This is a genomic window from Mycobacterium sp. 852014-50255_SCH5639931 (assembly GCF_001665605.1).
GTDB lineage: Bacteria > Actinomycetota > Actinomycetes > Mycobacteriales > Mycobacteriaceae > Mycobacterium > Mycobacterium paraffinicum.
This window is the reverse complement of the sequence record NZ_LZSV01000016.1, coordinates 78168-102174: the sequence shown is the minus strand read 5'-3', so window position 1 is coordinate 102174 and position 24007 is coordinate 78168. Positions and strand designations below refer to the sequence as shown.

14 protein-coding genes are annotated in these 24007 nt (G+C 67.6%); 11 read left to right on the top strand and 3 right to left on the bottom strand.

The window, feature by feature from the left end; translation table 11 throughout:
• Positions 1 to 91: 91 nt before the first annotated feature.
• Together A5758_RS08260 and A5758_RS08255 are read left to right on the top strand one after the other, a co-directional pair.
• Positions 92 to 2476, top strand: coding sequence for a CoA transferase (locus A5758_RS08260; RefSeq protein WP_067738775.1), 2385 nt, complete (start codon positions 92 to 94; stop codon positions 2474 to 2476).
• A 17-nt stretch (positions 2477 to 2493) separates the two neighbouring features.
• Positions 2494 to 2685, top strand: coding sequence for a ferredoxin (locus A5758_RS08255; RefSeq protein ID WP_067211377.1), 192 nt, complete (start codon positions 2494 to 2496; stop codon positions 2683 to 2685).
• A 60-nt stretch (positions 2686 to 2745) separates the two neighbouring features.
• Here the strand turns inward: A5758_RS08255 and A5758_RS08250 are convergent, their stop codons facing one another.
• The gene (locus A5758_RS08250; RefSeq protein WP_067739414.1) at positions 2746 to 3984 is read right to left on the bottom strand and encodes a cytochrome P450; all 1239 of its coding nucleotides are present in this window, start codon (positions 3982 to 3984) and stop codon (positions 2746 to 2748) included.
• Positions 3985 to 4136: 152 nt separating this feature from the next.
• On the opposite strand from A5758_RS08250, the gene A5758_RS08245 reads away from it, so the two are divergent.
• The 5 genes from A5758_RS08245 (at position 4137) to A5758_RS08225 (ending at position 8372) form a co-directional block, all read left to right on the top strand.
• Positions 4137 to 5264: an aromatic ring-hydroxylating dioxygenase subunit alpha gene (locus A5758_RS08245; protein ID WP_156622548.1), complete on the top strand. Its 1128-nt coding sequence runs from the start codon at positions 4137 to 4139 to the stop codon at positions 5262 to 5264.
• Between the two features lie 21 nt (positions 5265 to 5285).
• On the top strand, positions 5286 to 6872 hold the full coding sequence (locus A5758_RS08240) for an AMP-binding protein (protein ID WP_067738768.1): 1587 nt from the start codon (positions 5286 to 5288) through the stop codon (positions 6870 to 6872).
• Positions 6873 to 6967: 95 nt separating this feature from the next.
• Positions 6968 to 7393, top strand: coding sequence for a nuclear transport factor 2 family protein (locus A5758_RS08235; protein ID WP_067211385.1), 426 nt, complete (start codon positions 6968 to 6970; stop codon positions 7391 to 7393).
• Positions 7394 to 7455: 62 nt separating this feature from the next.
• Positions 7456 to 7929: a MaoC family dehydratase N-terminal domain-containing protein gene (locus tag A5758_RS08230; protein ID WP_197503832.1), complete on the top strand. Its 474-nt coding sequence runs from the start codon at positions 7456 to 7458 to the stop codon at positions 7927 to 7929.
• Positions 7926 to 8372 carry a MaoC family dehydratase gene (locus A5758_RS08225; protein WP_067738766.1) on the top strand — a complete coding sequence of 149 codons (447 nt, stop codon included), beginning with the start codon at positions 7926 to 7928 and terminating at the stop codon, positions 8370 to 8372. The genes A5758_RS08230 and A5758_RS08225 overlap by 4 nt, the downstream gene beginning before the upstream one ends.
• A 3-nt stretch (positions 8373 to 8375) precedes the next feature.
• Here the strand turns inward: A5758_RS08225 and A5758_RS08220 are convergent, their stop codons facing one another.
• Positions 8376 to 9848, bottom strand: a complete 1473-nt coding sequence (locus A5758_RS08220) for an aldehyde dehydrogenase (protein ID WP_067738763.1) — start codon at positions 9846 to 9848, stop codon at positions 8376 to 8378.
• A 91-nt stretch (positions 9849 to 9939) separates the two neighbouring features.
• On the opposite strand from A5758_RS08220, the gene A5758_RS08215 reads away from it, so the two are divergent.
• The gene (locus A5758_RS08215) at positions 9940 to 11301 is read left to right on the top strand and encodes a lipocalin-like domain-containing protein (RefSeq protein WP_067738760.1); all 1362 of its coding nucleotides are present in this window, start codon (positions 9940 to 9942) and stop codon (positions 11299 to 11301) included.
• Here the strand turns inward: A5758_RS08215 and A5758_RS08210 are convergent.
• On the bottom strand, positions 11284 to 12435 hold the full coding sequence (locus tag A5758_RS08210) for an SRPBCC family protein (protein WP_067211396.1): 1152 nt from the start codon (positions 12433 to 12435) through the stop codon (positions 11284 to 11286). The two genes, A5758_RS08215 and A5758_RS08210, sit on opposite strands and share 18 nt — an antisense overlap.
• A gap of 40 nt (positions 12436 to 12475) precedes the next feature.
• On the opposite strand from A5758_RS08210, the gene A5758_RS08205 reads away from it, so the two are divergent.
• The 3 genes from A5758_RS08205 to A5758_RS08195 all read left to right on the top strand — a co-directional run bounded on the left by A5758_RS08205 (position 12476) and on the right by A5758_RS08195 (position 23992).
• Entirely contained in the window at positions 12476 to 13378 is a 903-nt protein-coding gene (locus A5758_RS08205) for a MerR family transcriptional regulator (protein ID WP_067738757.1), read from the top strand.
• Positions 13379 to 13438: 60 nt separating this feature from the next.
• On the top strand, positions 13439 to 14161 hold the full coding sequence (locus tag A5758_RS08200) for a DUF1906 domain-containing protein (RefSeq protein WP_067211402.1): 723 nt from the start codon (positions 13439 to 13441) through the stop codon (positions 14159 to 14161).
• 543 nt (positions 14162 to 14704) lie between these two features.
• Positions 14705 to 23992, top strand: a complete 9288-nt coding sequence (locus A5758_RS08195; RefSeq protein WP_067738754.1) for a type I polyketide synthase — start codon at positions 14705 to 14707, stop codon at positions 23990 to 23992.
• The last annotated feature ends 15 nt before the right edge of the window (positions 23993 to 24007 follow it).

Here is a 24007-nt window from a genome sequence, read left to right as displayed (position 1 = left end):
GATGCATAGCAACTCGCTGGCTTAGCTATTTTAGCAGTAATGGTATAAATAGCTTCTTCGATCGCGTGTCGATCGGGAGGGGCGGGTGTAAGTGAGCGAGCGGTCCGACAGCCGGCCCACACCGCTGCACGACCTGCGTGTCGTCGAGATCAGTGACCGGATTGCCGGCAGTTACTGCGGGAAGCTGCTGGTCGATGCCGGGGCGCAGGTGTGCAAAATTGAACCGCCGCAAGGCGATTGGCTCCGCCGGTATTCCGCGACCGGATCTTCGGTGCCGGACGGCGAGAGCTCGCCGTTCTTCGCCTACCTCAATGCCGGCAAGCGCAGCATGACTTACCCGCCCGACGCCGGGCGCTTCTCCGCCGAACTGTCCGCCGCGGACGTGGTGGTGGTCAGTGCCGGCCGGGGGCAGGCCGCGGCGTTGGGCGTTGATCCGCAGCGGCTGCTGGCAGACTGTCCGCGCGCAATCATCGTCACGATCTCCGACTTCGGCTGGACCGGACCGTACGCCGAGCGTGCAGCCAGCGAATTCACCCTGCAGGCGTGGGCGGGCTCGCCCGGCTTCCGCGGCGATCCGGCGGGGCCGCCCATCTCGATCGGTGGCGACCTCGGGGAGTACATGGGCGGCGTCTACGCCGCGTTCGGCGTTTTGGCCGTGCGCCGCCGCGTCGAGCGCGGTGGCCCTGGTGAGCACCTCGATCTGTCCATGCTCGAGGCGTTGACCGCAATGCAGAGCAGCGAATGGCTGCACTCCCAGCTGCTGCGGGTGCCCCCGATCCGCCGCACGCTCGAAGTGCCATCGATCGAGCCCGCCAAGGACGGCTACGTCGGGATCACCATGGTCACCGGCCAGCAATGGCTCGACTTCGTTGCCATGGTCGAATGCCCGCAGCTCGAGGAGATCGAACAGCTCCGCTTCCAGATCGGCAGGTGGGCCTATCGTGACCTGATCCGCGAACAGGTCGGCCCATGGCTGGCCGAACGCACCGTCGAGGAAATCGTGGAGCTCGGCCAACTGTTCCGGCTGCCCATCGCGGCGCTGGGCAACGGTTCGACGATCCGGGAGATGGAATACGTGACCGAGCGTGGGGCATTCGTCCGCACCCCCGCCGGCTTCCATCAGCCCCGGCCACCCTGGTTGATGTCAGCGTGCGCGCCCGCCCCGCCGCGGGCCGCCCCAGCGCTCGGCGAGGCCAATGACGAGACCGTCTGGCCCCGAAGCGAATCCGCGGCGGCCGCAACGCCGGCCGGGCTGCCGCTGGCGGGTGTGCGCATCGTCGACCTGACCGCGTTCTGGGCCGGTCCTGCGGCCACCCACCTGCTTGCCGCGTTCGGCGCCGACGTCATCAAGGTGGAGTCGATACAGCGACCCGACGGCATTCGATACTCGGGCGGCATGCGCACCGATGTCGACGATTGGTGGGAATACGGCTGGGTCTTCCACGCCATGAACACCAACAAGCGTTCCGTCACACTGGATTTGGGCTCCGAAGACGGGCGCCGCCTATTCACCGAGCTGGCCGCCGGCGCCGACGTGGTGATCGAGAACTTCTCGCCGCGCGTGATGGACCAGTTCGGCCTGACGGCCGATGCGCTGCTGAACGTCAACCCCAAGCTCGTCGTCGCCCGGATGCCCGCGTTCGGGCTGGACGGACCGTGGCGAGACCGCGTCGGATTCGCCCCCACCATGGAGCAGATCGCCGGCCTGGCCTGGGTGACCGGGCTGCCCGAGACTCCGCCGGTCACACCGCGCGGCGCTTGCGATCCGCTGGCCGGTGTGCACGCCGCGTTCGCCGTGCTGGCCGCGCTGAATTTCGCCGAACGCACCGGGTCGGGGCAGCAACTCGAGCTGCCGATGCTCGAAACGGTGCTGAACGCCACCGCGATACAGGCGATCGAATCCGAGGTCTTCGGGATAACCCTGACCCGGCGGGGCAACCGCGGTCACGGCGACTCGATCCAAAACATCTACCGGTGTGCGGGTGACGACGACTGGATCGCGGTCACCGTGCGCGACGACCGGCACTGGCGTGCCCTGGTCGAGGTGATGGATCGACCGGCGTGGTGCGACGAGGAGCTGGCCACCGCCGCCGGGCGGCGCCAGCGGGCCGACGACGTCGATCGCCGGCTGGCGGATTGGTTCGCCCGCCAACCCCTCGACTCGACGGTGGAGCGGTTGGCCGCCGCCGGCATCCCCGCCGCGCCGGTGGTGTCGCCGTCGTTGGTCATCGAGAATCCCCAACTGCGCCATCGGGGATTCTTGGAGACCCTGGACCACCCCAGCACCGGCGCCGGTCTCTATCCGTGCCCGCCGTTCGCCCAGTTGACCGGCCAGGACAGGTGGCTGCTGCGGCCACCGCCGCGGCTGGGCGAGCACAATGAAGAGATACTGCGCGAGCGGTGCGGGCTGACCGGCGAAGAACTGACACGCCTCGCAACCAGCGGGGTGATCGGGACCCGACCCAAGGGGCTGTGAGAAGTGGAGGGCATCTGATGCGGGTGACAGTCGACGAAAACCTTTGTGAGGCCAACGGCTTCTGCGAATCGCTGGCACCGGAAGTCTTCGAGCTGGGGGACGAGGACGTGGTGCAGATCGCGGACGGGCCCGTGCCGCCGCGGCTGGAGATCGATGTGCGCGCCGCGGTGGACCAGTGCCCCAAGGCCGCGCTGCGGCTGACCGACTGAGGGATCAGCGCCTGACGACGGCGAGCACCGGGACGGCGCGAGTAAGAAGTCGGGCAATCATCATGCGCGTTCGCCCAGCGAGATCGACATTTCGTCGTAGATCGACATGTTCGTGGTCAGGTTCGGATAAGCCACTTTCGCCGGGCCGAGCGCGATGTTGTCGCAACGCAACAACAGCTCGTCGAACACGGCGCGCAGTTCCGCGCGCGCCAGCATGGCGCCCAGGCAGTGATGCGGCCCGCCGCCACCGAAGGCCACCTGCGGGTTCGGCTGACGACCGATGTCGAAGGTGAACGGAGATTCGAAGACCTCCTCATCGCGGTTGGCCGAACGCAGCATCGACACCACCCGCTCGCCCTTCGCGATGCGCTGGCCGTCCATCTCGACGTCGACCTTCGCGGTGCGCGTCCAGTACGCGACCGGTGACGCCCAGCGCAACACTTCCTCGATGGCGCTGGGCCGCAGCGCTTCCTGCTCGCGATAGCGCTCGATCTGCTCCGGGTTCGCCACGAATGCCTGCAGCCCGATGGCCAGCGCATTCTTGGTGGTGTCGCTGCCGGCGAACGCCAGCACGAAGAAGAAAAATTCGAGTTCGTGAGGTGGCAAGCTGAAGTGATCACCGTCTTCGCCGGTGATCACCGCGGTCGCCAACGTGCTCCAGATGTCGTCGGTGGGATTGCGTCGTTTCTCCGCGGTGAGGTCCATTGCGTACCCGAAGATGTTGGCGTAGAGGTCGGTTTCGTCCTGCCGGCTCAGCTGCACCTCCGGTGAGTTGGCCTTCAATATGCGGTCCAGGCCGTCGAAGATTCGGGACCGGTCGTCCTCCGGTATGCCGATGATGTCGCCGATGACCGTCATCGGCAGGGCATCGGCCACGTCCTCGATCCAATCGCCGCCGCCCTCGGCGAGCAGGCGGTCGATCATGCGCGCGGCCCTCGCCCGGATGCCGTCCTCGAGCTTGGCGATCGCCCGCGGATTGAACGCGTTCGAGATCAGCTTGCGGCGCTTGTTCAGCCCGGGCGGGTCCATGTTGATGATGGTGGGGTACGACGAGAACATCCCGACCGGCTGGATGAGCGGGCCGTCGACCGCGGTGAAGGACTCGACATCGCGATGCAGCCGGACCGCGTGCCGGTGCTTGGTGGCCACCCAGAACTGGCGCTGGACCGTCTTGGCTACGCCCGGGGTCAGGTCGTGACGGAAAAGTGGCCGGTTGCGGCGCAACTCCGTGAACAATTCGTCGGGAAACCCGTTGCGCCACAGGGCGAAACCGGAAAGGTCCACTGCCGCAGCCGTCATCTGAAACTCCGCTCTGCCCGGGCGCATCTGGTGCCGCGTTGACGTTCAATGCTTAAAATAGTAAAAATAGACCTTGTCGTCGAACCGCGGTGAGTGAAGGGCGGCCAAGTTGCGCTCGGCTCGCCTTGGTCTTGGCGGGATATGGAGAGTTTGTGACGCACACAATTTCTGACCCGGTGTCGGATTCGGCCGGGGATCCATCGGAACGCGAGTTCGGGCAGTCGGGCATTGCGCTGTCGACGTATCGGTTCCCGACGGGCTGGTTCATCGTCGCCTTCGGCTCGGACCTGGCCGCCGGTCAGGTCAAGCGCGCTCACTACTTCGGTGAGGAACTCGTCATCTTCCGCACCGAGTCCGGCGAGGTGCACGTGATGGACGCCTACTGCCAGCACCTCGGCGCCAACCTCGGCGTCGGCGGCACCGTAGAGGGCGAGAACATCGTCTGTCCGTGGCATGGCTGGCGCTGGCGTGGCGACGGCAGCAACGCGCTGATCCCGTACAGCAAGATCGGGTGCAAGAACAACGTCCGCATCCGCACGTACCCGAGCATGGAGTGGTACGGCTTCGTGCTGGTGTGGCACGAGCGGCACGGGCGGGCGCCGTACTGGCAACCCCCGGTGCTGCCCGAGCTGGAAACGAACGAGTACTACCCACTGCACCCGCACACGCAGATGATCAACCGGGTCAAGGTGCACCCGCAGATGATCATCGAGAACGCCGCGGACCCGTATCACGTGCAATACGTGCACAAGGCAGCCAATCCGGCCACCACCGCGGCGTTCGAGGTGTCCGGTTACCACTTGCACGCGACCGTCAACGCCCATTTCGGTGGCGGCCGTGCGTCGACCTGGCTGACCCCCAATGGGCCGGTCGACGCCAAGATCATCTATGACAACTACTCGCTGGGGCTGGGGGTCGTCCGCTTCCCCAGCGAGCTGGTGGCCACGGTTCAGGTGACCGGGCAGACGCCGGTCGACGAGGACTACACCGATTACTTCTACACGCAGGCGTCCGTCCGCGAGCCCGGCGACACCGGTGACGCGCCGACCGGTCGCGCGGCCAAGTTCCTGGCGCTGCAGCAAGAGGTCATCAAACAGGACTTCTTCACGTGGGAGAACATGAAGTACCTGGAGAAGCCGAACCTGGCTCCCGAAGAGGCGCACGACTATGCCGCCCTTCGCCGCTGGGCGCACCGCTTTTACCCGGGCACGCAGCCGTCGCCGTCCGACTTCGGGTACACGGCCGACGGTGAGCCCGACCCGGCGGCCGCGAAAGCCTGAGCGAAAGCCCCTGGAAGCCCCATGAGTCCCGACCGGAGCGGACCTCTCGGGCCCGCCGATTTCGGCGTCGAAAGTTTCACGGTCCCGGCCGTGCTCGATCGGCGGGCCGGGCAGTGTCCCGACCGGGTGATGATGTCGATCGCCGGCGTTGACGTGACCTTCGAGCAGATGCGGCAGCGCTCCTGCGCCGCCGCGAACATGCTCACGGAGTTGGGTGTCGGCCGCGGCGATTGCGTGGCGTTGTTCACCGGAACCTGCCCGGAATGGGTCTACTTCTGGTTGGGAGCGGCGCGTATCGGCGCGGTGAGCGCCGCCGTCAATGCCGCGAACAAAGGGGATTTTCTGCTGCACGCCCTGCGGCTGTCGCAGGCCAAGGTGATTCTGACCGACGCCGAGCGCCGGCCCCGGGTGGACGAGGTTGCCGGGGCGTTGGAGGTCGCGCCGACCGTTGTGCTGCAAGGTGATTCAGTTGACGTGGAGTTGAGCCGAGGCGGCGCCCGTGCGGTCGCAGACGTCGACGCGGCGGCGGACGACGTGGGCTGTCTCTTCTACACGTCGGGCACCACCGGGTCGTCGAAGGCGGTTGCCACGACCTGGCCTTACCTGTTCACGGTGGCCGCGACGGTCGCCTCGGCCTGGGAATTGCGCGCGGGGGAGGTGCTGTGGACGGCGATGCCGCTGTTTCACTTGAGCGCGGCCCCCAGCGTGCTCGCCCCGATGCTGCTCGGCGCGACGACTGTGCTGGCGCAAGCGTTTCACCCCGCCGAGGTGTGGGACGACATACGCGCCCGCGGTGCCGTCGGCTTCGCCGGCGCCGGCGCGATGGTGTCGATGTTGCATAACCTGCCCGCGGATCCGCGTGACGCCCAGTTGCCGCTGCGGTTCATCTCGGCGGCTCCGATCGACGCCAAGGCTTATCGCGACATCGAAAAGCGTTACGGCTGCCGCATCGTCACGATGTACGGGATGACCGAGGCGTTTCCGATCGCCGTCAAGGCCCTGGCCGACGACGGGGTGCCCGGAACATCGGGCCGGCCCAATCCGAATTTCGACGTGCGGATCTTCGACGCGGGCGGTGACCCGGTGCCCGCCGGCGCGGCCGGGGAAATCGCCTGTCGGGCCCGGTACCCGCACGTGATGAGCGAAGGCTATGTCGCGCAAGGCATGCGGGTCATTCCACACCCGGAATGGTTTCGCACCGGCGATGTCGGCCGGCTCGACGCGGAGGGAAACCTGACATACGTCGACCGCACGAAAGATTCGCTTCGCCGGCGCGGTGAAAACGTTTCCTCGATCGAGGTGGAAACCGTGGTCACGAGCCATCCCGCCGTGGCGGAAGCCGCCGCGGTCGGGGTGCCCAGCGCGTTGGGCGAAGACGACATCCTGGTGATCGTGACGTTGCGACCCGGAGCCACAGTGGATTACGCCGAGCTGCTCGATTTCTGCTCGGCGCGGATGCCGTACTTCTGCGTGCCCCGATACGTGGAGACCGTCAGTGAACTCCCGAAGACTGTCATCGGGCGGATACGTAAGGACTTGTTGCGCGAGCGGGGGGTGACTCGAGAGGCGTGGGATCGTGAAGCTCAGGGCTATATCGTTAGCCGGTAAGTTACGTTAATGTTACGTATTAGTCGGCAAGTGACTTTATCGTTACATCCGTCCGCTCGTTGGCAGTCGTTTCCCGGGAGAGGCTGGAGACCGAAATGACCATGTCCTATCAGGAACAGCAAATGCTGCAGGCCGCCACGGGCCGCGCTGCCATCCTCAATCTGAACGCCCGCCATAACCGGGCATACTCCGAGGGCGATCGCGAGCGCTGGATTGCCACGTTCCGCCACGCCGGCGCCACCTACCAACGTGACGGTGACACGTTCGACGATCTGCGTGCGGCCTTCGACGGCGGCGACGGACAACGGCTGGTGACGGTCGACCACGAGATCCGGGTCGACGGGGTCAACGCCGTCCAGCGTTGCGTCGTCTTGCTTTTCGCCAGCATGTACGGCGACACCACGCTGCGTGCCACGGGGATATTCCGGGACACGCTGATCTACGAGCGTGGCGGCTGGTACTTCACTTCCCGTGCGCTGCAATGGGATTCGGTGCCCAGTCGGCACCCGCTCGTTATGTGAGCCGCGTGGACCCGGACCTCAGTTACCAGCTGGCTTTCGGCACCTATGAAGACGCGCTGCGCATGGTCGGCGCGACTAGCGAGCCGCGCACCGCGGCCACGGCGGTCAGCGGTGCACGCATCCAGTTGTTCGCCGCGATGGTCCACGACGGCAATCGGTCCTACTGGGACGCCGAGTTCGCCCACCGGAAATGGGGAGGTCTGCTGGCGCCCCCGGCCTTGCTGATGGGGTGGCTGATCCCTCCGCCCTGGCAGCCACAGGGCAGGCCGCCGACGGCGTCCCTGGTGCTGCGAGTGCCGCTGCCGGGCACCACGTTCATCAACGCGGCCAACGATGTCGAGTTCGTGGTGCCCATCGTTGAGGGCGACGTCCTTACCGTCGTCGAGGAGCTGGTGTCGGTGTCGCCGGAGAAGCGAACGCGGCTGGGCGTGGGCCATTTCGTCGAGACGCTGGAGACCTACCGCCGCCAGGACGGAACCCTGGTTGCCACCTGCAGGAACACTTTGTTCCGCTTCACGCCCGGAGCATCCCCGTGACCGGCGACGACCTGGACTTCAACGAGATCACCGTTCCCGTCGACCTGCCCGAGGTGGTCGACCACATCAGCTACCAGCGAGTGGTGGAGAACGCGGGAGCGACGTGGGACTACTTCCCGGGCCACTTCGACCCCGAATACGCGCAGCGCCAGGGCAATCCGACGATCTACGTAAACACGATGCACCTCGCCGGCTTCGCCGACCGCGTCGCGACCGATTGGGCCGGCCCGAGCAGCCGGGTGGTGCGGCGCTCCTTGCGGCTGGCGGGCTCGGTGTATGCCGGTGACACGATGATCGGCCGGGGACGCGCGGTGGCCAAGCGGCGGGACACCGCGGTGGACCCGCCGCGCTGCCTCGTCGACATCGAGATCCAGGTGAGCAACCAGCACGGCGCGCTGTGCTGCCCGGTCGAGCTCACCCTGCAGATGCCCGAAAGTGGTTGAGCGTCAGCCGGATAGCGGCGGCAGCTGCCCTTTGCACACCAGCGTCTGCAGCTCGACGTATTCGTGGAGGCCCTCCGGACCGAACTCGCGCCCGATGCCCGACTGCTTGAACCCACCGAACGGGGCGCCGATATCAAGCGTGTACATGTTGATGCCGTACGTGCCGGTGCGCACGCCCGCCGCGATTTCCAGGCCGTGTGCGATGTCGGAGGTCCACACCGAACCGGCCAGGCCGTAGTCGCTCTCGTTGGCGATTCGGATGGCGTCGTCCTCATCGCGGTAGCGCAGCACGGTCAGGACCGGACCGAAGATCTCCTCCCGGGCGATGCGCATGTCGTTGGTCGCGTCGGCGAACAGCGTTGGCTGCACATACCAGCCACGTGTTGACGGGCTGTCCTGGCCACCGAGGACGACGCGGGCGCCTTCGGCCTGGCCGGACTTGATGTAGTCCTGGACGCGGCGTTGTTGTCGTTGCGCGACAAGGGGTCCGATGTCGGTGGCGTCGTCCGACGGATCGCCGACGTTGAGGGCCGACATCATGTCGGCCAGCGCGTCGACGACTTCGTCGTGCCGCCGATCGCTGACCAGGATGCGGGTCTGGGCGACGCACGCCTGGCCGTTGTTCATCAGGCCGGCGGTCTTCAGTCCGGTGACGGTCTTGCCGATGTCGGCGTCGTCGAGAATGATCGCCGCGGACTTGCCGCCGAGTTCCAGGCTCACCCGCTTGAGCTGTTCACCGCACAGGGCCGCGATGCGGCGCCCGACGGTGCTGGAGCCGGTGAACGCGATCTTGTCCACCCCGGCATGGCGCACCAGCGCCTCACCGATCTCGGGTCCACCGGGCAACACCGAGACCACCCCGTCGGGCAGGTCCAGCTGCTCGATCATTTCCGCCAACCACAAAGCGTCCAAAGGGGTTTCGGGGGCCGGCTTGATGATGACCGTGCAGCCCGCGATCAGCGCCGGGATCAGCTTGGGCATGATCAGGAACTGCGGAACGTTCCACGGAACGATCGCGCCGACCACGCCGACCGGGGCCCTGCGCAGGTGCACTTCGCCGAGCACGCCCTGGCGCCGTTCCTCCCACGGAAACTCGCGCGCGGCGGCCAACGCCAGATGGATGAGCGACGCCGCGGCCGCCGCTTGGCCCATTCGGCTGAAACTGCGCGGCGAGCCCATCTCGTCGGTGATCAGGTCGGCCATCTCCTCGATGTGGCCGGCGTAGATCGCGGCGAGCTGTTCGACCTTGGCCATCCGCTCGGCATGGGTCATCCGCGGCCACGGCCCGCGGTCGAAGGCGTGTCGCGCGGCGGTGACGGCGGCGTCCACGTCCTCGGCCCCGGCCAGCTGGACATGGCCGACCGGTTCTTCGGAGTGTGGGGAGATGACGGCGAGCTGTTGGGGGTTGGCGGGCTTGCGCCACTGACCCCCGATGAAGAGTTCGTCATAAGACCGGTGGCCGGAGTTTTCTGTCATCGGGCACTTCCTCGAGGGTTGGGCGCAAGTAGCCAGTGACCGGGATTTCTCTATTGACGCTAACATAGCGAAAAAAGCAGCGAGGGCCGATATGACCAGCGATTGGCGTAGTTACCCGTTCCAGTTGGTGCCCGGCGACGCCCAACTGGATTTCCCCGCCGCCGAGGGCGAACACCCGGATCAGGAGTCGGACACCTGGTTCATCGCCGGGCAGCTCGATGCGGCCGAGACCGACCGGTCGTTTGCCTTCCTGACCATCTTCAACAAGAACCGGCCCGGCGGCACCCTGGTCGCCGATTTCTACACGATGGCGCTCTTCGATCTGGACACCGGCGATTACGGCACCTTCACGGATTACGACATGCCGCCGGCGAACCTGGAACCCGGGGCGCGGCACAAGCTGACATTGGCCCCGGGCCATCTCGACATCCACTACTCCAGCGCGGCGGGCACCGCGTCGTGGACCACCTGCCGCGACGGCGATGGAGAGCTGCTGCCCTACACGTACCGCGTCAGCCTGGTCGGCGAGGACCAGTCGGGTCGGCCCATGCGGCTGGACCTGGCCATAACGCCAACGCGTGCACCGACACCGGTGGGTGCGTCGACCTACAACGGGAAGATCTGCTGCTTCGGCCAGACCGAAACCTACTCGTATTTCCAGACCGGCATGGCGATGACGGGCACCCTGCGCTGGGGCGACCTCGTCCAGCAGGTCTCCGGCAGCAGCGGGCACATCGACCGGCAGTGGTTCCCGAAATACGCCGGCGGCGGAGGCAACGGGGGAGACCCGCGGGCCAGATCCCACGAATGGCGCACCATCAACTTCGACAACGGCGTGGACCTGAGCATCTGGCGGCAGTTCGACCGCACCAATGGCAATGCGCTGCAGCCGTTTACGGGTGTGACGACGAGCCATCCGGACCCGGGCATGCCGCCGGAGTGTGCCGAAGACGTCGAGGTGACGGTCAGCAGCTACGTGCGGTGGCCGGACGCGGTGCAACCATTGGTGCGGCCGCAGGCGGCCGCCCGCTACATGCCGGACCGGCACCGGATCACCTGCCGCACCATGCAACTCGACATCGTCGGGGAGCCGCTGGTGCCCGCCCCCGCGCACGGCCTGCCCATCGAATACATGGAGGGCCCGTACCGCTACCGCGGAACCCTGTGGGGCCAGCCGGTGACCGGCTTCGCGTTCAACGAGCGCTCGCTGGCCCTCTATCGGGACTGGGAGCTGGTCGAGGTGCTGGCCACCACCGTCGCGAACATGGAACCGGCCGACCGGGACCTACAGATGGCGGCGGGACTGCTGGTGCAGCTGCTGGCCCGCGGCCGCCGACGCGAAGCCGTAGGGCTGTTGACCACGGTGCGTCCCGCGCAAACCGACCCGCTGGCAACGCTGTTGGACGACCTCGTGGCGGTGCTATCCGCCGACGCGTCAACCGAGAGCGGCTGACTCGCCAAGCGCACGGGCCCAGGCGTTGTGGCGGTGCTGCAGGCCGGGCTCGTTGCGGCCGAACAGCAGGTGGTCGCGGGCGCCGGACTCTAGGTTGGTCTGCAGGCGTTCGACCAGCCGGTAATCCTCGTCGCGCACTGTGGCGTGGGCGTAGTCGAACACAGCCTGCGCGCCGGCGGCGACCGATTCGTCGGAAAGGTCCAGCGGTGTCGAGTTCTGGTGCACGGTGATCGATCTCCCGGGCCGGTCGGCGGGGTAGATCCGGAACAGCTCGCCGTTGGCGATAGTCACCGACAACACGATGTTCGGGAACAGTGCGTAGATCACCACCATGTTCTGGAACGGGTCCCACTGCTCTTCGGGGACGTCGTCCAGTGCCAGGATCGTGTTGAGCGGGAAGATCAATCGGTGATGCGGTCCGAACGCGTCGAACACCGTGCAGTTGCTGCGGGCGATGGTGGCAAACGTCTGCTGATGCACGGTGGCGAAATGATAGTTCTCCGAGAAGGTGTCGACCGCGAGCTTCCAATTGATCGGGCAGTCGAGCACCTTCTCACCCAATGGCGCCCACCGCCCGATGCCCCACGAATCGAGCTCGTCGGCCAGGGGGCCCAGGTGTGCGGCGACATCCAGGCTGGCCCCGGGATCCAGTGCGACCCAGAGGAATCCGGCGAATTCGGCGGCGGGCAGTTCGGTCAGGCCGTCGGCCTTGACGGTCACGCCGCTAAAGCCCTCGCGGCCGGGCAGGCCGACCAACCGGCCGGTGTTGTCGTAGGTCCACGCGTGGTACGGGCAGGTGAACCGCTTCGCGCTGCCGCAGCCGGTTGCGACCTGCGACTGGCGGTGCAGGCAGACATTGTCGAACGCCTTGACCGATCCATCGGCCGTTCGGGTCAGCAGGATTGACCGACCCATCACCGTCTTCGTGCAGTAGGCGCCGGGGGCGGGCAGCTCCGAGACGTAGCCGACCAACTGGGGGCTGGCCAGGATCATGGCCCGGTCTCGGTCGTGGCGCCCGGCCGACGTATAGGACGTCGCCTCGACGCGGTGCTCGGCGGGGGCGAGATCGGTGGTCTTGTCGCGCGCCAACTTCAAGGCACGGCGGGTGAGGTCGATCAGCTGCTCACGTTCCATCCGCTCAGTACAGACCTTGCGACAGTTGTAAGGTCAAGGAGTGGCTGAGCAGTTGCTGATCGGCGACGTCACGGCCCTGACGGGGATCGCTTCCGGTCGCATCCGCCATTACGAGAAAATCGGTTTGCTGCGCGCCGAGCATCTGTCCAACGGCTATCGGGTCTTCGACGTGGAACAGGTGCTCGACCTGCTGCGCATCGATCTGATGAGAAGTCTCGGCGTGAGCATCAATGACATCCAGCGCTTGATCGCGGGTGGGCGCACCACGTTGGCGGGTGTTCTCGACGAGCACCGAACATTGCTTATGCGCCAGCGGGACCGGTTGGATCAGTTGATCGCGGCCATCGACCAATCCCGCGCCGCCACCGATTGCGCCGACTCCGACGTCAGCGAGGACATCCTGCGCAGGCTGGCGACCACCCACCGCGACAGCATCGGGGTCATGGGGCGGCTCACCGCGCCGCTGTCCGCGCCCATCGCCACCATGTATGCCGACCTGTTCGACGAGTGGGACTTGCCGGTACCGGTCTTGTTCGGGCAGATGGTGCTACCGCCGGCGGCCAGCACCCTGCTGGCCCAATTGGCCGAGACCCCGGGACGTCAGGTGCTGTTCGATCGGTTGCGCAACCTCGCCGGCGACGTGATCGGGCTGGCCGACGACCGGGCGGCCGCAACGGAACTCGCTCAGAGCTGGATCGACCGGCAGCTCGCCGACCCGCTGCCCGACGACGTGGTCAACGTGCTTCGGGGGGTGCAGCCGTCGTTGGAGCGTGACCCCGTGATCGTGCAGGGGTTCCGTGCATGGGCGGGATCGATCAACACCGCGGCCGCCCACTTCCTCGACGAGATCGCTCGTCAGACCGCTCGCCGCGGCCTGGAGGCCGTGAGCGTCATCGTGCTGCCCACTGCGGCGCGGACCCAAACCAACGATGCGCCACCGTGATGCAGATGTGTCCCGTGTGGTCAATGTGTCAGGTGGTGTTCCTGTCGTACTCTGATGCTTGTGTCATCGGTTTCGCGACGCGACGTACTCAAATTGGCCGCAGCGGCCCCTGCCTTGATGGGGTTGGGCGTTGCCGGTGCGTCGCTGCGTCCGGCGCCTGCGTCGGCGTCGCTCGGCACCTTGTTGGACTACGCGGCCGGGGTCATCCCAGCCAGCCAGATCAGGGCCGCCGGCGCCGTGGGCTCGATCAGGTACGTGTCGGACCGGCGCCCCGGCGGCAACTGGATGCTGGGCAAGCCGATCCAGGTCGCCGAGGCGCGTGACCTCAACAGCAATGGCCTCAAGATCGTCTCGTGCTACCAGTACGGCAAGGGCAACACCGCCGATTGGCTCGGCGGAGCCAACGCCGGTCTCCAGCACGCGCAGCGCGGAATGCAACTGCATGCCGCCGCTGGCGGGCCCGCCAGCGCGCCGATCTACGCCTCCATCGACGACGACCCGTCCTATGACCAGTACAAACAGCAGATAGCTCCCTACCTGCGGTCCTGGGAGTCGGTGATCGGTCATCAGCGCACAGGTGTGTACGCCAATTCGAAGACCATCGACTGGGCGCTGCACGACGGTTTGGGCACTTATTTCTGGCAGCACAACTGGGGTTCACCCAAGGGGTTCGCCCACCCGGCCGCCCATTTACACCAGGTCGAGATCGACAAACGCAGCGTTGGCGGGGTCGGGGTCGACATCAACGAGATCCTCAAGCCGGAATTCGGGCAGTGGGCCTAGCCTCCTTGCACCCTCTCCGGCCACCGGCCGGCCGCGACTCTTAGAGATCCCAGCAAACACTCGTTCGCTCATTCTCCGGCGCAGCGGGCGCGTGGGCCACCTCGATGACGCGACGGAAGCGCGCTCGACGCGACTCCAGGGCTCGAAATTTTTACATAACGATTACATAACAAAACTGCTTTGATCAGGGCAGTTATAGCTACTCGACCGTAACCACCTGCACGCAGCAGGTTTGTTCGCGGCGCCCGCGCGGCGGATCAAACGCGGTGTTATCCACGACACGGTTACCCGTGCGTAGAACTCATCAGTAACCGATCACCACACAAAACGGGGGTCCGTCCTTATGACACTCTTAGTACAGCCGATGCAGTCCGCCGCGCCGCTCAACCCACACGGGGGGTCCGCCGACAACGCACCAGCCAGACAGATTTTCGGTCGCGATTCGATGCGGAATCGACGGACTCCGTGAGTTCCTGTCCCCTTCGGACCGGCTGAACGCACTGATACGTAAGACGCATATGAGGCATTGAGGGAGATACAGACGTGACGATCCACGAGAGGCATGACTGGGGTCCCCCAGCGCAGCGAGGGGAGGTGTCCGCTGACCGCGATGGAAAAGGCCCCCACGCGGCAGCCGGTGACACCCACGCTCTGGTCGACCGACTGACGGCCGGCGAGCCGTACGCCGTTGCGTTCGGTGGCCAGGGCAGCGCCTGGCTGGAAACCCTCGAAGAACTCGTGTCGTCCGCCGGCATCGAATCCGACCTGGCAACGCTGGCCGGTGAGGTGGAGCTGCTGCTCGAGCCGGTCGCCAAAGAGTTGGTGGTGGTACGGCCGATCGGTTTCGAGCCGCTCGCCTGGGTGCGCGCGTTGGCGGCCGAGGATCCAGTCCCCTCGGACAAGCACCTGACGTCCGCCGCGGTGTCCATCCCCGGCGTGCTGCTCACCCAGATCGCGGCCGTGCGCGCGCTGGCCCGCCAAGGCATGGACCTCAAAGCCACCCCGCCGGTGGCCGTCGCCGGGCATTCGCAAGGGGTGCTCGCGGTCGAGGTGCTCAAGGCCGCGGGCGCCCGCGACGCAGAGCTGCTGGCAATGGCTCAGCTCATCGGCGCGGCCGGGACGCTGGTCGCCCGCAGGCGCGGCATCTCTGTGCTCGGCGACCGCCCGCCCATGGTGTCGGTGACCAACGCCGACCCCGAGCGCATCAGCCGACTGCTCGACGAGTTCGCGCAAGACGTCCGCACCGTGCTGCCGCCGGTGCTGTCCATCCGCAACGGCCGTCGCTCGGTCGTCATCACCGGCACCCCCGAACAGCTGTCCCGGTTCGAGCTCTACTGCCAGCAGATCTCGGAGAAGGAGGAGGCCGCCCGCAAGAACAAGCTCCGCGGCGGGGACGTCTTCTCGCCGGTCTTCGATCCGGTGCAGGTGGAGGTCGGCTTCCACACGCCCCGGTTGGCCGACGGCATCGACATCGTCGGCGGCTGGGCCGAGAAGGTGGGGCTCGATGTCGCGCTGGCCCGTGAGCTGACCGAAGCGATCCTGGTGCGACGTGTCGACTGGGTCGAAGAGATCAGCCGTGTGCACGAGGCCGGTGCGCGCTGGATCCTCGACCTGGGACCCGGCGACATCCTGACTCGGCTGACCGCGCCGGTGATCCGCGGCCTGGGCGTCGGCATCGTGCCCGCCGCGACCCGCGGCGGGCAGCGCAACCTCTTCACCGTCGGGGCCGTCCCCGAGGTGGCGCGGGCGTGGTCGACCTACGCCCCCACCGTCGTTCGTCTTCCCGACGGCAGGGCCAAGCTCTCGACGAAGTTCACTCGGTTGACGGGACGCTCGCCGATCCTGCTGGCGGGCATGACCCCGACCACCGTCGACGCCAAGATCGTCGCCGCCGCAGCCAACGCCGGGCACTGGGCCGAGCTGGCGGGCGGTGGGCAGGTCACCGAGGAAATCTTCGCCGGTCGCGTCGATGAGCTCGCCACGCTGCTCGAGCCCGGCCGCACATATCAGTTCAACGCGCTGTTCCTCGACCCGTATCTGTGGAAGCTGCAGGTTGGCGGAAAGCGGTTGGTGCAGAAGGCGCGTCAGTCCGGCGCGGCAATCGACGGCCTGGTGGTCAGTGCCGGCATCCCGGATCTCGAGGATGCCGTCGAGCTGATCGAGGAATTGAACGACGTCGGCATCAGTCACGTCGTCTTCAAGCCCGGCACGGTCGAACAGATCCGTTCGGTCATCCGCATCGCGACCGAGGTGCCCACCAAGCCGGTGATCATGCACATCGAGGGTGGCCGCGCCGGTGGTCACCATTCGTGGGAAGACCTCGACGACCTGCTGCTGGCAACGTATTCGGAGTTGCGGTCGCGCCCCAACATCACCGTCTGTGTGGGCGGTGGCATCGGCACGCCCGAGCGGGCGGCCGAATACCTGTCCGGGCGGTGGGCGCAGGCCTACGGCTTCCCGCTGATGCCGATCGACGGCATCCTGGTCGGCACCGCGGCGATGGCGACCAAGGAGGCCACCACGTCGCCTTCGGTCAAGCGGATGCTGGTCGAGACGCAAGGCACCGAACAGTGGGTCGGCGCCGGAAAAGCCGCGGGCGGCATGGCTTCCAGCCGCAGCCAGCTGGGTGCCGACATTCACGAGATCGACAACAGCGCTTCGCGGTGCGGCCGGCTGCTCGACGAGGTCGCCGGTGACGCGGAGGCCGTTGCCGAGCGTCGCGACGAGATCATCGCGGCGATGGCCAACACCGCCAAGCCGTACTTCGGCGACGTCGCCGACATGACGTACTTGCAGTGGTTGCAGCGCTACGTCGAGCTGACCATCGGCGAGGGCAACTCCACCGCCGACACCGCCGCACCGGGCAGCCCGTGGCTGGCCGACACCTGGCGCGACCGGTTCCAGCAGATGCTGCAGCGCGCCGAAGCCCGTTTGCACGCAAACGATTCCGGCCCGATCGAGACGCTGTTCGATGACCCGGCGCTACTGGAGAGCCCCCAGCAGGCCATCGCCACGCTGCTTGCGGAATACCCCGACGCCGAGACCGTGCAGCTGCACCCGGCCGACGTCCCGTTCTTTGTCACCCTGTGCAAGACGCTGGGTAAGCCGGTCAACTTCGTGCCGGTCATCGACAAGGACGTGCGGCGCTGGTGGCGCAGCGACTCGCTGTGGCAGGCGCACGATGCCCGTTACGACGCCGACCAGGTGTGCATCATCCCGGGCACCGCGGCCGTGGCCGGCATCACCCGCATGGACGAGCCCGTCGGTGAACTGCTGGACCGCTTCGAGCAGACCGCCATTGACGAGGTGTTGTCCTCCGGTGGTCAGCCCCGGGCCGTCGCGTCGCGTCGGCTGGGTCGCCCCGACGTGACCGGGCCGCTCGCCGTCGTGCTCGACGCTCCCGACGTGCAGTGGGCCGGCCGCACCGCGATCAACCCGGTACACCGAATCGCCGACCCCGCCGACTGGCTGGTGCACGAAGGCTCTGAAGGCCCCGAAAGCCGTCGCGCCACCCACTCGTTCACCGGGGCGCGGCTCGAGGTCGACGGGGACCGAGTGGTGCTGAGTGTCCCGGTGTCGGGCAACTGGATCGACATCCCGTTCACGTTGCCCCCCAACACGATTGACGGTGGCACCCCGGTGGTTTCCACCGAAGACGCCGCGACCGCCATGCGCGCGGTGCTGGCGATCGCCGCCGGCGTCGACGGGCCGGAATTCCTGCCGGCCGTCGTCGACAGGACCGCCACCGTTGCGGTCGACTGGGACCCCGAGCGGGTCGCCGACCACACCGGAGTCACCGCCACCTTCGGGGAGCCGTTGGCGCCCGGTCTCACCACCGTGCCCGACGCGCTGGTCGGCCTGTGCTGGCCCGCGGTCTTCGCGGCGATCGGCTCGGCGGTCACCGACGCCGGCATCCCGGTCGTGGAGGGCCTGCTGAGTCTGGTCCACCTCGACCACGCCGCCCACGTGGTTGGCGCGCTGCCCAAGGTCGCGGCCGAATTGACCGTCACCGCAACGGCTTCGCCGGCCATCGACACAGACATGGGCCGCGTCGTCCGCGTCTCGGTGACGATCGCCGACCCCAGCGGCGCGACGATCGCCACCCTCGATGAGCGGTTCGCGATCCTAGGCCGCACGGGTGCCGCCGAACTCACCGAGCCGGTGCGGGCCGGCGGCGCAGTGTCGGAGAACGCGACCGACACGCCGCGTCGCCGCCGCCGCGACGTGCGGTTGACTGCCCCGGTCGACATGCGGCCGTTCGCCGTGGTGTCCGGTGACCACAACCCGATCCACACCGACCGGGCCGCCGCCTTGCTCGCCGGCCTGGAATCGCCCATCGTGCACGGCATGTGGTTGTCGGCCGCTGCGCAGCACGCGGTGACCGCCACCGACGGCCAGGCGCGCCCCCCGGCCCGGCTGGTCGGCTGGACCGCGCGGTTCCTGGGCATGGTGCGCCCCGGCGATGAGGTCGACTTCCGCGTCGAGCGTGTCGGAATCGACCAGGGCGCAGAGGTTTTGGATGTCTCCGCCCGCATAGGCTCGGACCTGGTGATGTCGGCGACGGCCCGACTGGCCGCCCCGCACACGGTTTATGCCTTCCCCGGCCAGGGGATTCAGCACAAGGGCATGGGCATGGATGTGCGCGCCCGGTCCAAGGCCGCCCGCAAGGTGTGGGACAAAGCGGACAAGTTCACCCGCGACACGCTGGGCTTCTCGGTGCTGCACGTGGTGCGCGACAACCCGACCAGCATCATTGCCAGCGGCGTGCACTACAACCACCCCGAGGGCGTGCTGTACCTGACGCAGTTCACCCAGGTCGCGATGGCGACCGTTGCGGCGGCACAGGTCGCCGAGATGCGTGAGCAGGGCGCGTTCGTGGAAGATGCCATTGCCTGCGGCCACTCCGTCGGGGAGTACACCGCGCTGGCCTGCGTCACCGGCATCTACGAGCTGGAAGCGTTGCTGGAGACGGTGTTCCACCGCGGCTCCAAGATGCACGACATCGTGCCGCGCGACGAGCTCGGCCGCTCCAACTACCGACTGGCGGCGATCCGGCCGTCGCAGATCGACCTGCCAGATGATGAGGTGCCCGCGTTCGTCGCCGAAATCGCCGACCGCACCGGGGAATTCCTGGAGATCGTGAACTTCAACCTGCGTGGTTCGCAATATGCGATCGCCGGCACGGTCCGCGGTCTGGAGGAGCTGGAAGCCGAGGTCGAGCGCCGTCGCGAGCTCACCGGCGGCAAGCGCTCGTTCATCCTGGTGCCCGGCATCGACGTGCCGTTCCACTCGCGGGTGTTGCGCGTCGGGGTGGCCGAATTCCGCCGCTCGCTGGAACGCGTCATGCCGCGGGACAAGAATCCCGACGTCATCATCGGGCGCTACATCCCCAACCTGGTGCCGCGGCCGTTCACCCTGGACCGCGATTTCATCCAGGAGATCCGTGACCTGGTGCCCGCCGAGCCGCTCGACGAGATCCTCGCCGACTACGACACGTGGCTCGCAGAACGCCGAAACGACATGGCGCGCATCGTCTTGATCGAGCTGCTGGCATGGCAGTTCGCGAGCCCGGTGCGCTGGATCGAGACTCAGGACCTGCTGTTCACCGAAGACGCCGCGGGCGGCCTGGGCGTGGAACGGTTCGTCGAGATCGGCGTGAAGTCGGCGCCGACCGTCGCCGGACTGGCCACCAACACCCTGAAGCTTCCCGAATATGCCCACAGCACAGTCGAAGTGCTCAACGCCGAGCGCGACGCCGCGGTGCTGTTCGCCACCGACACCGACCCCGAGCCGGAGGCGGAAGACGTTGATTCCGATTCGGCCGTTCCGGCCTCATCGGACGGTGCACCCATGTCCGATGTCGTCCCTGCCGTCGCTGCGGCTCCTGCCGCAGCTCCGTCCGGGACTCCACGCCCCGACGACATCGGGTTCGACGCCGCCGACGCCACCCTGGCGTTGATCGCGCTGTCGGCCAAGATGCGCATCGACCAAATCGAGGAGCTGGACTCCATCGAGTCCATCACCGACGGTGCCTCGTCTCGGCGCAACCAGCTGCTGGTGGACCTCGGTTCGGAGCTGAACCTGGGCGCCATCGACGGCGCCGCCGAGGCCGACCTGGCCGGGCTGCGGTCGCAGGTGACCAAGCTGGCGCGCACCTATAAGCCCTTCGGCCCAGTGCTTTCCGACGCGATCAACGATCAGCTGCGCACGGTGCTGGGGCCCTCGGGCAAGCGGCCCGGCGCCATTGCCGAGCGGGTCAAGAAGACGTGGGAGCTCGGCGACGGTTGGGCCAAGCACGTCACGGTCGAAGTGGCGCTGGGAACCCGCGAGGGCACCAGCGTGCGCGGCGGCGCCATGGGCCACCTGCATGAGGGCGCGCTGGCCGACGCCGCCTCGGTCGACAAGGTCATCGACGCCGCGGTCACATCCGTCGCCGCGCGCCGCGGCATCTCGGTGGCGCTGCCATCGTCGGGTGGCGGCGGCGGGGCGACCGTCGACGCGGCCGCGTTGAGTGAATTCACCGATCAGATCACCGGTCGCGACGGGGTGCTTGCTTCGGCGGCCCGCCTGATCCTGGGCCAGTTGGGCCACGACGACCCGGTCAGCGCGGCGCCGGCGGCCACCGACGCCGAGCTCATCGACCTGGTCACCGCCGAACTCGGCGCGGACTGGCCGCGTCTGGTGGCGCCGGCTTTCGACGCCAAGAAGGCCGTCGTCTTCGACGACCGGTGGGCCAGCGCCCGGGAGGACCTGGTCAATCTCTGGCTGACTGACGAGGGTGACATCGACGCCCAGTGGAAGAGCCTGTCCGAAAGGTTCGAGGGCGCAGGCCATGTCGTCGCGACCCAGGCCACCTGGTGGCAGGGCAAATCGCTGGCCGCCGGTCGCCAGATTCACGCGTCGCTGTACGGCCGCATCGCCGCCGGCGCCGAGAACCCCGATCCCGGCCCCTACAGCAGCGAAGTCGCCGTCGTGACAGGCGCTTCGAAGGGCTCGATCGCGGCGTCGGTCGTGGCGCGACTGCTCGATGGCGGCGCTACCGTCATCGCCACCACGTCGAAGCTCGACGATGAGCGGCTGGCGTTCTACCGCGGGCTGTACCGTGACCACGCCCGGTACGGTGCGGCGCTCTGGGTGGTGGCCGCCAACATGGCGTCCTACTCGGACATCGACGCACTGGTCGAATGGATCGGTACGGAGCAGACAGAAAGCCTTGGGCCACAATCCATTCACATCAAGGACGCGCAGACCCCGACACTGCTCTTCCCGTTCGCGGCGCCGCGCGTCGCCGGGGACCTGTCGGAGGCCGGTTCGCGCTCCGAGATGGAGATGAAGGTCCTGCTCTGGGCGGTGCAGCGATTGATCGGCGGGCTGTCCAAGATCGGCGCCGAGCGCGACATCGCGTCGCGGCTGCATGTGGTGTTGCCGGGCTCGCCCAACCGCGGAATGTTCGGCGGGGACGGCGCCTACGGCGAGGCCAAGTCGGCGCTGGACGCGCTGGTGAGTCGTTGGCACGCCGAGTCCTCCTGGGCCGCAAGGGTCAGCCTCGCCCACGCGCTGATCGGCTGGACCCGCGGCACCGGGTTGATGGGCCACAACGACGCCATCGTCGAGGCCGTCGAGGAGGCCGGTGTCACCACGTATTCCACCGAGCAGATGGCGGCCATGCTGCTGGACCTCTGCGACGTCGAGTCGAAGGTCGCGGCGGCTGGCGCGCCGATCAAGGCGGATCTGACCGGCGGCCTCGCCGAGGCCAACCTCGACATGGCCGAACTGGCCGCTAAGGCGCGCGAGCAGGCCACGTCGGGCGAGCAGGCCACGGGCGACGCGGCTGCCGAAGGCACCATCGCCGCGCTGCCGTCGCCGCCGCGCGGCTTCACCCCCGCGCCGCCCCCGGAATGGGACGACCTGGACGTCGATCCGGCCGACCTGGTGGTGATCGTCGGTGGCGCCGAGATCGGCCCGTACGGTTCGTCGCGCACCCGCTTCGAGATGGAGGTCGACAACGAACTCTCGGCCGCCGGCGTCCTGGAACTGGCCTGGACCACCGGACTGATCCGCTGGGAGGACGACCCCCAACCGGGTTGGTACGATACGGAATCCGGCGACCTGGTGGACGAAGCCGAGCTGGTCGAGCGTTACCACGACATCGTGGTCGAGCGGGTGGGCATTCGCGAGTTCGTCGATGACGGCGCTATCGACCCCGATCACGCGTCGCCGTTGCTGGTGTCGGTGTTCCTGGACAAGGACTTCACCTTCGTCGTCTCGTCGGAGGCCGATGCTCGCGGGTTCGTCGAGTTCGATCCCGAGCACACGGTGGTGCGGCCGGTTCCCGATTCAAGCGACTGGCAGGTGACGCGCAAGGCGGGCACCGAGATTCGGGTGCCGCGCAAGACCAAGTTGTCGCGGGTCGTCGGCGCGCAGATCCCCAGCGGGTTCGATCCGACCGTGTACGGCATCAGCCAGGACATGGCCAGCTCCACCGACCGGGTGGCGCTGTGGAACATCGTCGCGACCGTCGACGCGTTCTTGTCTTCGGGATTCACCCCGACCGAGCTGATGCGGTGGGTGCACCCGGGCCTGGTGGCCAGCACCCAGGGCACCGGCATGGGCGGGATGACGTCGATGCAGACCATGTATCACGGCAACCTGCTCGGCCGGAACAAGCCGAATGACATCCTGCAGGAAGTGCTGCCGAACGTCGTTGCCGCGCACGTCATTCAGAGCTACGTGGGCAGCTACGGCGCAATGATCCACCCCGTCGGTGCGTGCGCCACCGCGGCGGTGTCGGTCGAGGAGGGCGTCGACAAGATCCGCCTCGGCAAGGCCGAACTGGTGGTGGCCGGTGGATTCGACGACCTGACACTGGAAGCGATCATCGGCTTCGGTGACATGGCGGCCACGGCCGACACTTCCATGATGCGGGGCCGGGGCATTCACGACTCGAAGTTCTCCCGGCCCAACGACCGGCGGCGGCTCGGCTTCGTCGAGGCGCAGGGCGGCGGCACCATACTGCTCGCGCGCGGCGACCTGGCCCTCAAGATGGGTCTGCCGGTGCTGGCTGTGGTGGCCTACGCGCAGTCGTTCGCCGACGGCGTGCACACCTCGATCCCGGCCCCGGGTCTGGGCGCCCTGGGCGCCGGCCGCGGCGGCAGGGACTCGGCGCTGGCGCGCTCGCTGGCCAAGCTCGGCGTCGGGGCCGACGACATCGCGGTGATCTCCAAGCACGACACGTCCACGCTGGCCAACGATCCCAACGAGACGGAGCTGCACGAGCGGCTCGCGGACTCGTTGGGCCGCTCCGAGGGCGCCCCGCTCTTCGTGGTGTCGCAGAAGAGCCTCACCGGCCACGCCAAGGGCGGTGCCGCGGTGTTCCAGATGATGGGCCTGTGCCAGATGCTGCGCGACGGGGTGATCCCGCCCAACCGCAGCCTGGATTGTGTCGACGACGAACTGGCCGGTTCGGCCCACTTCGTCTGGGTGCGTGAGACGCTGCGGCTCGGCAAGAAGTTCCCGCTCAAGGCGGGCATGGTGACCAGCCTCGGCTTCGGCCACGTGTCCGGACTCGTGGCGCTGGTGCACCCGCAGGCGTTCATCGCCGCGCTGGACGCTGATCAGCGCGCCGACTACCAGCGGCGTGCGGAGGGGCGGCTGCTGGCCGGTCAGCGCCGGTTGGCCTCGGCCATCGCCGGCGGTGCGCCGATGTACGAGCGGCCGTCGGGTCGTCGCTTCGACCATGACGCGCCGGAGAAGCGCCAGGAGGCGGCGATGCTGCTGAACCCGGCGTCGCGGCTGGGTGAGGGCGAGGCCTACGAGGTCTCGGCCGGATGACGTCTTCGACCGTCC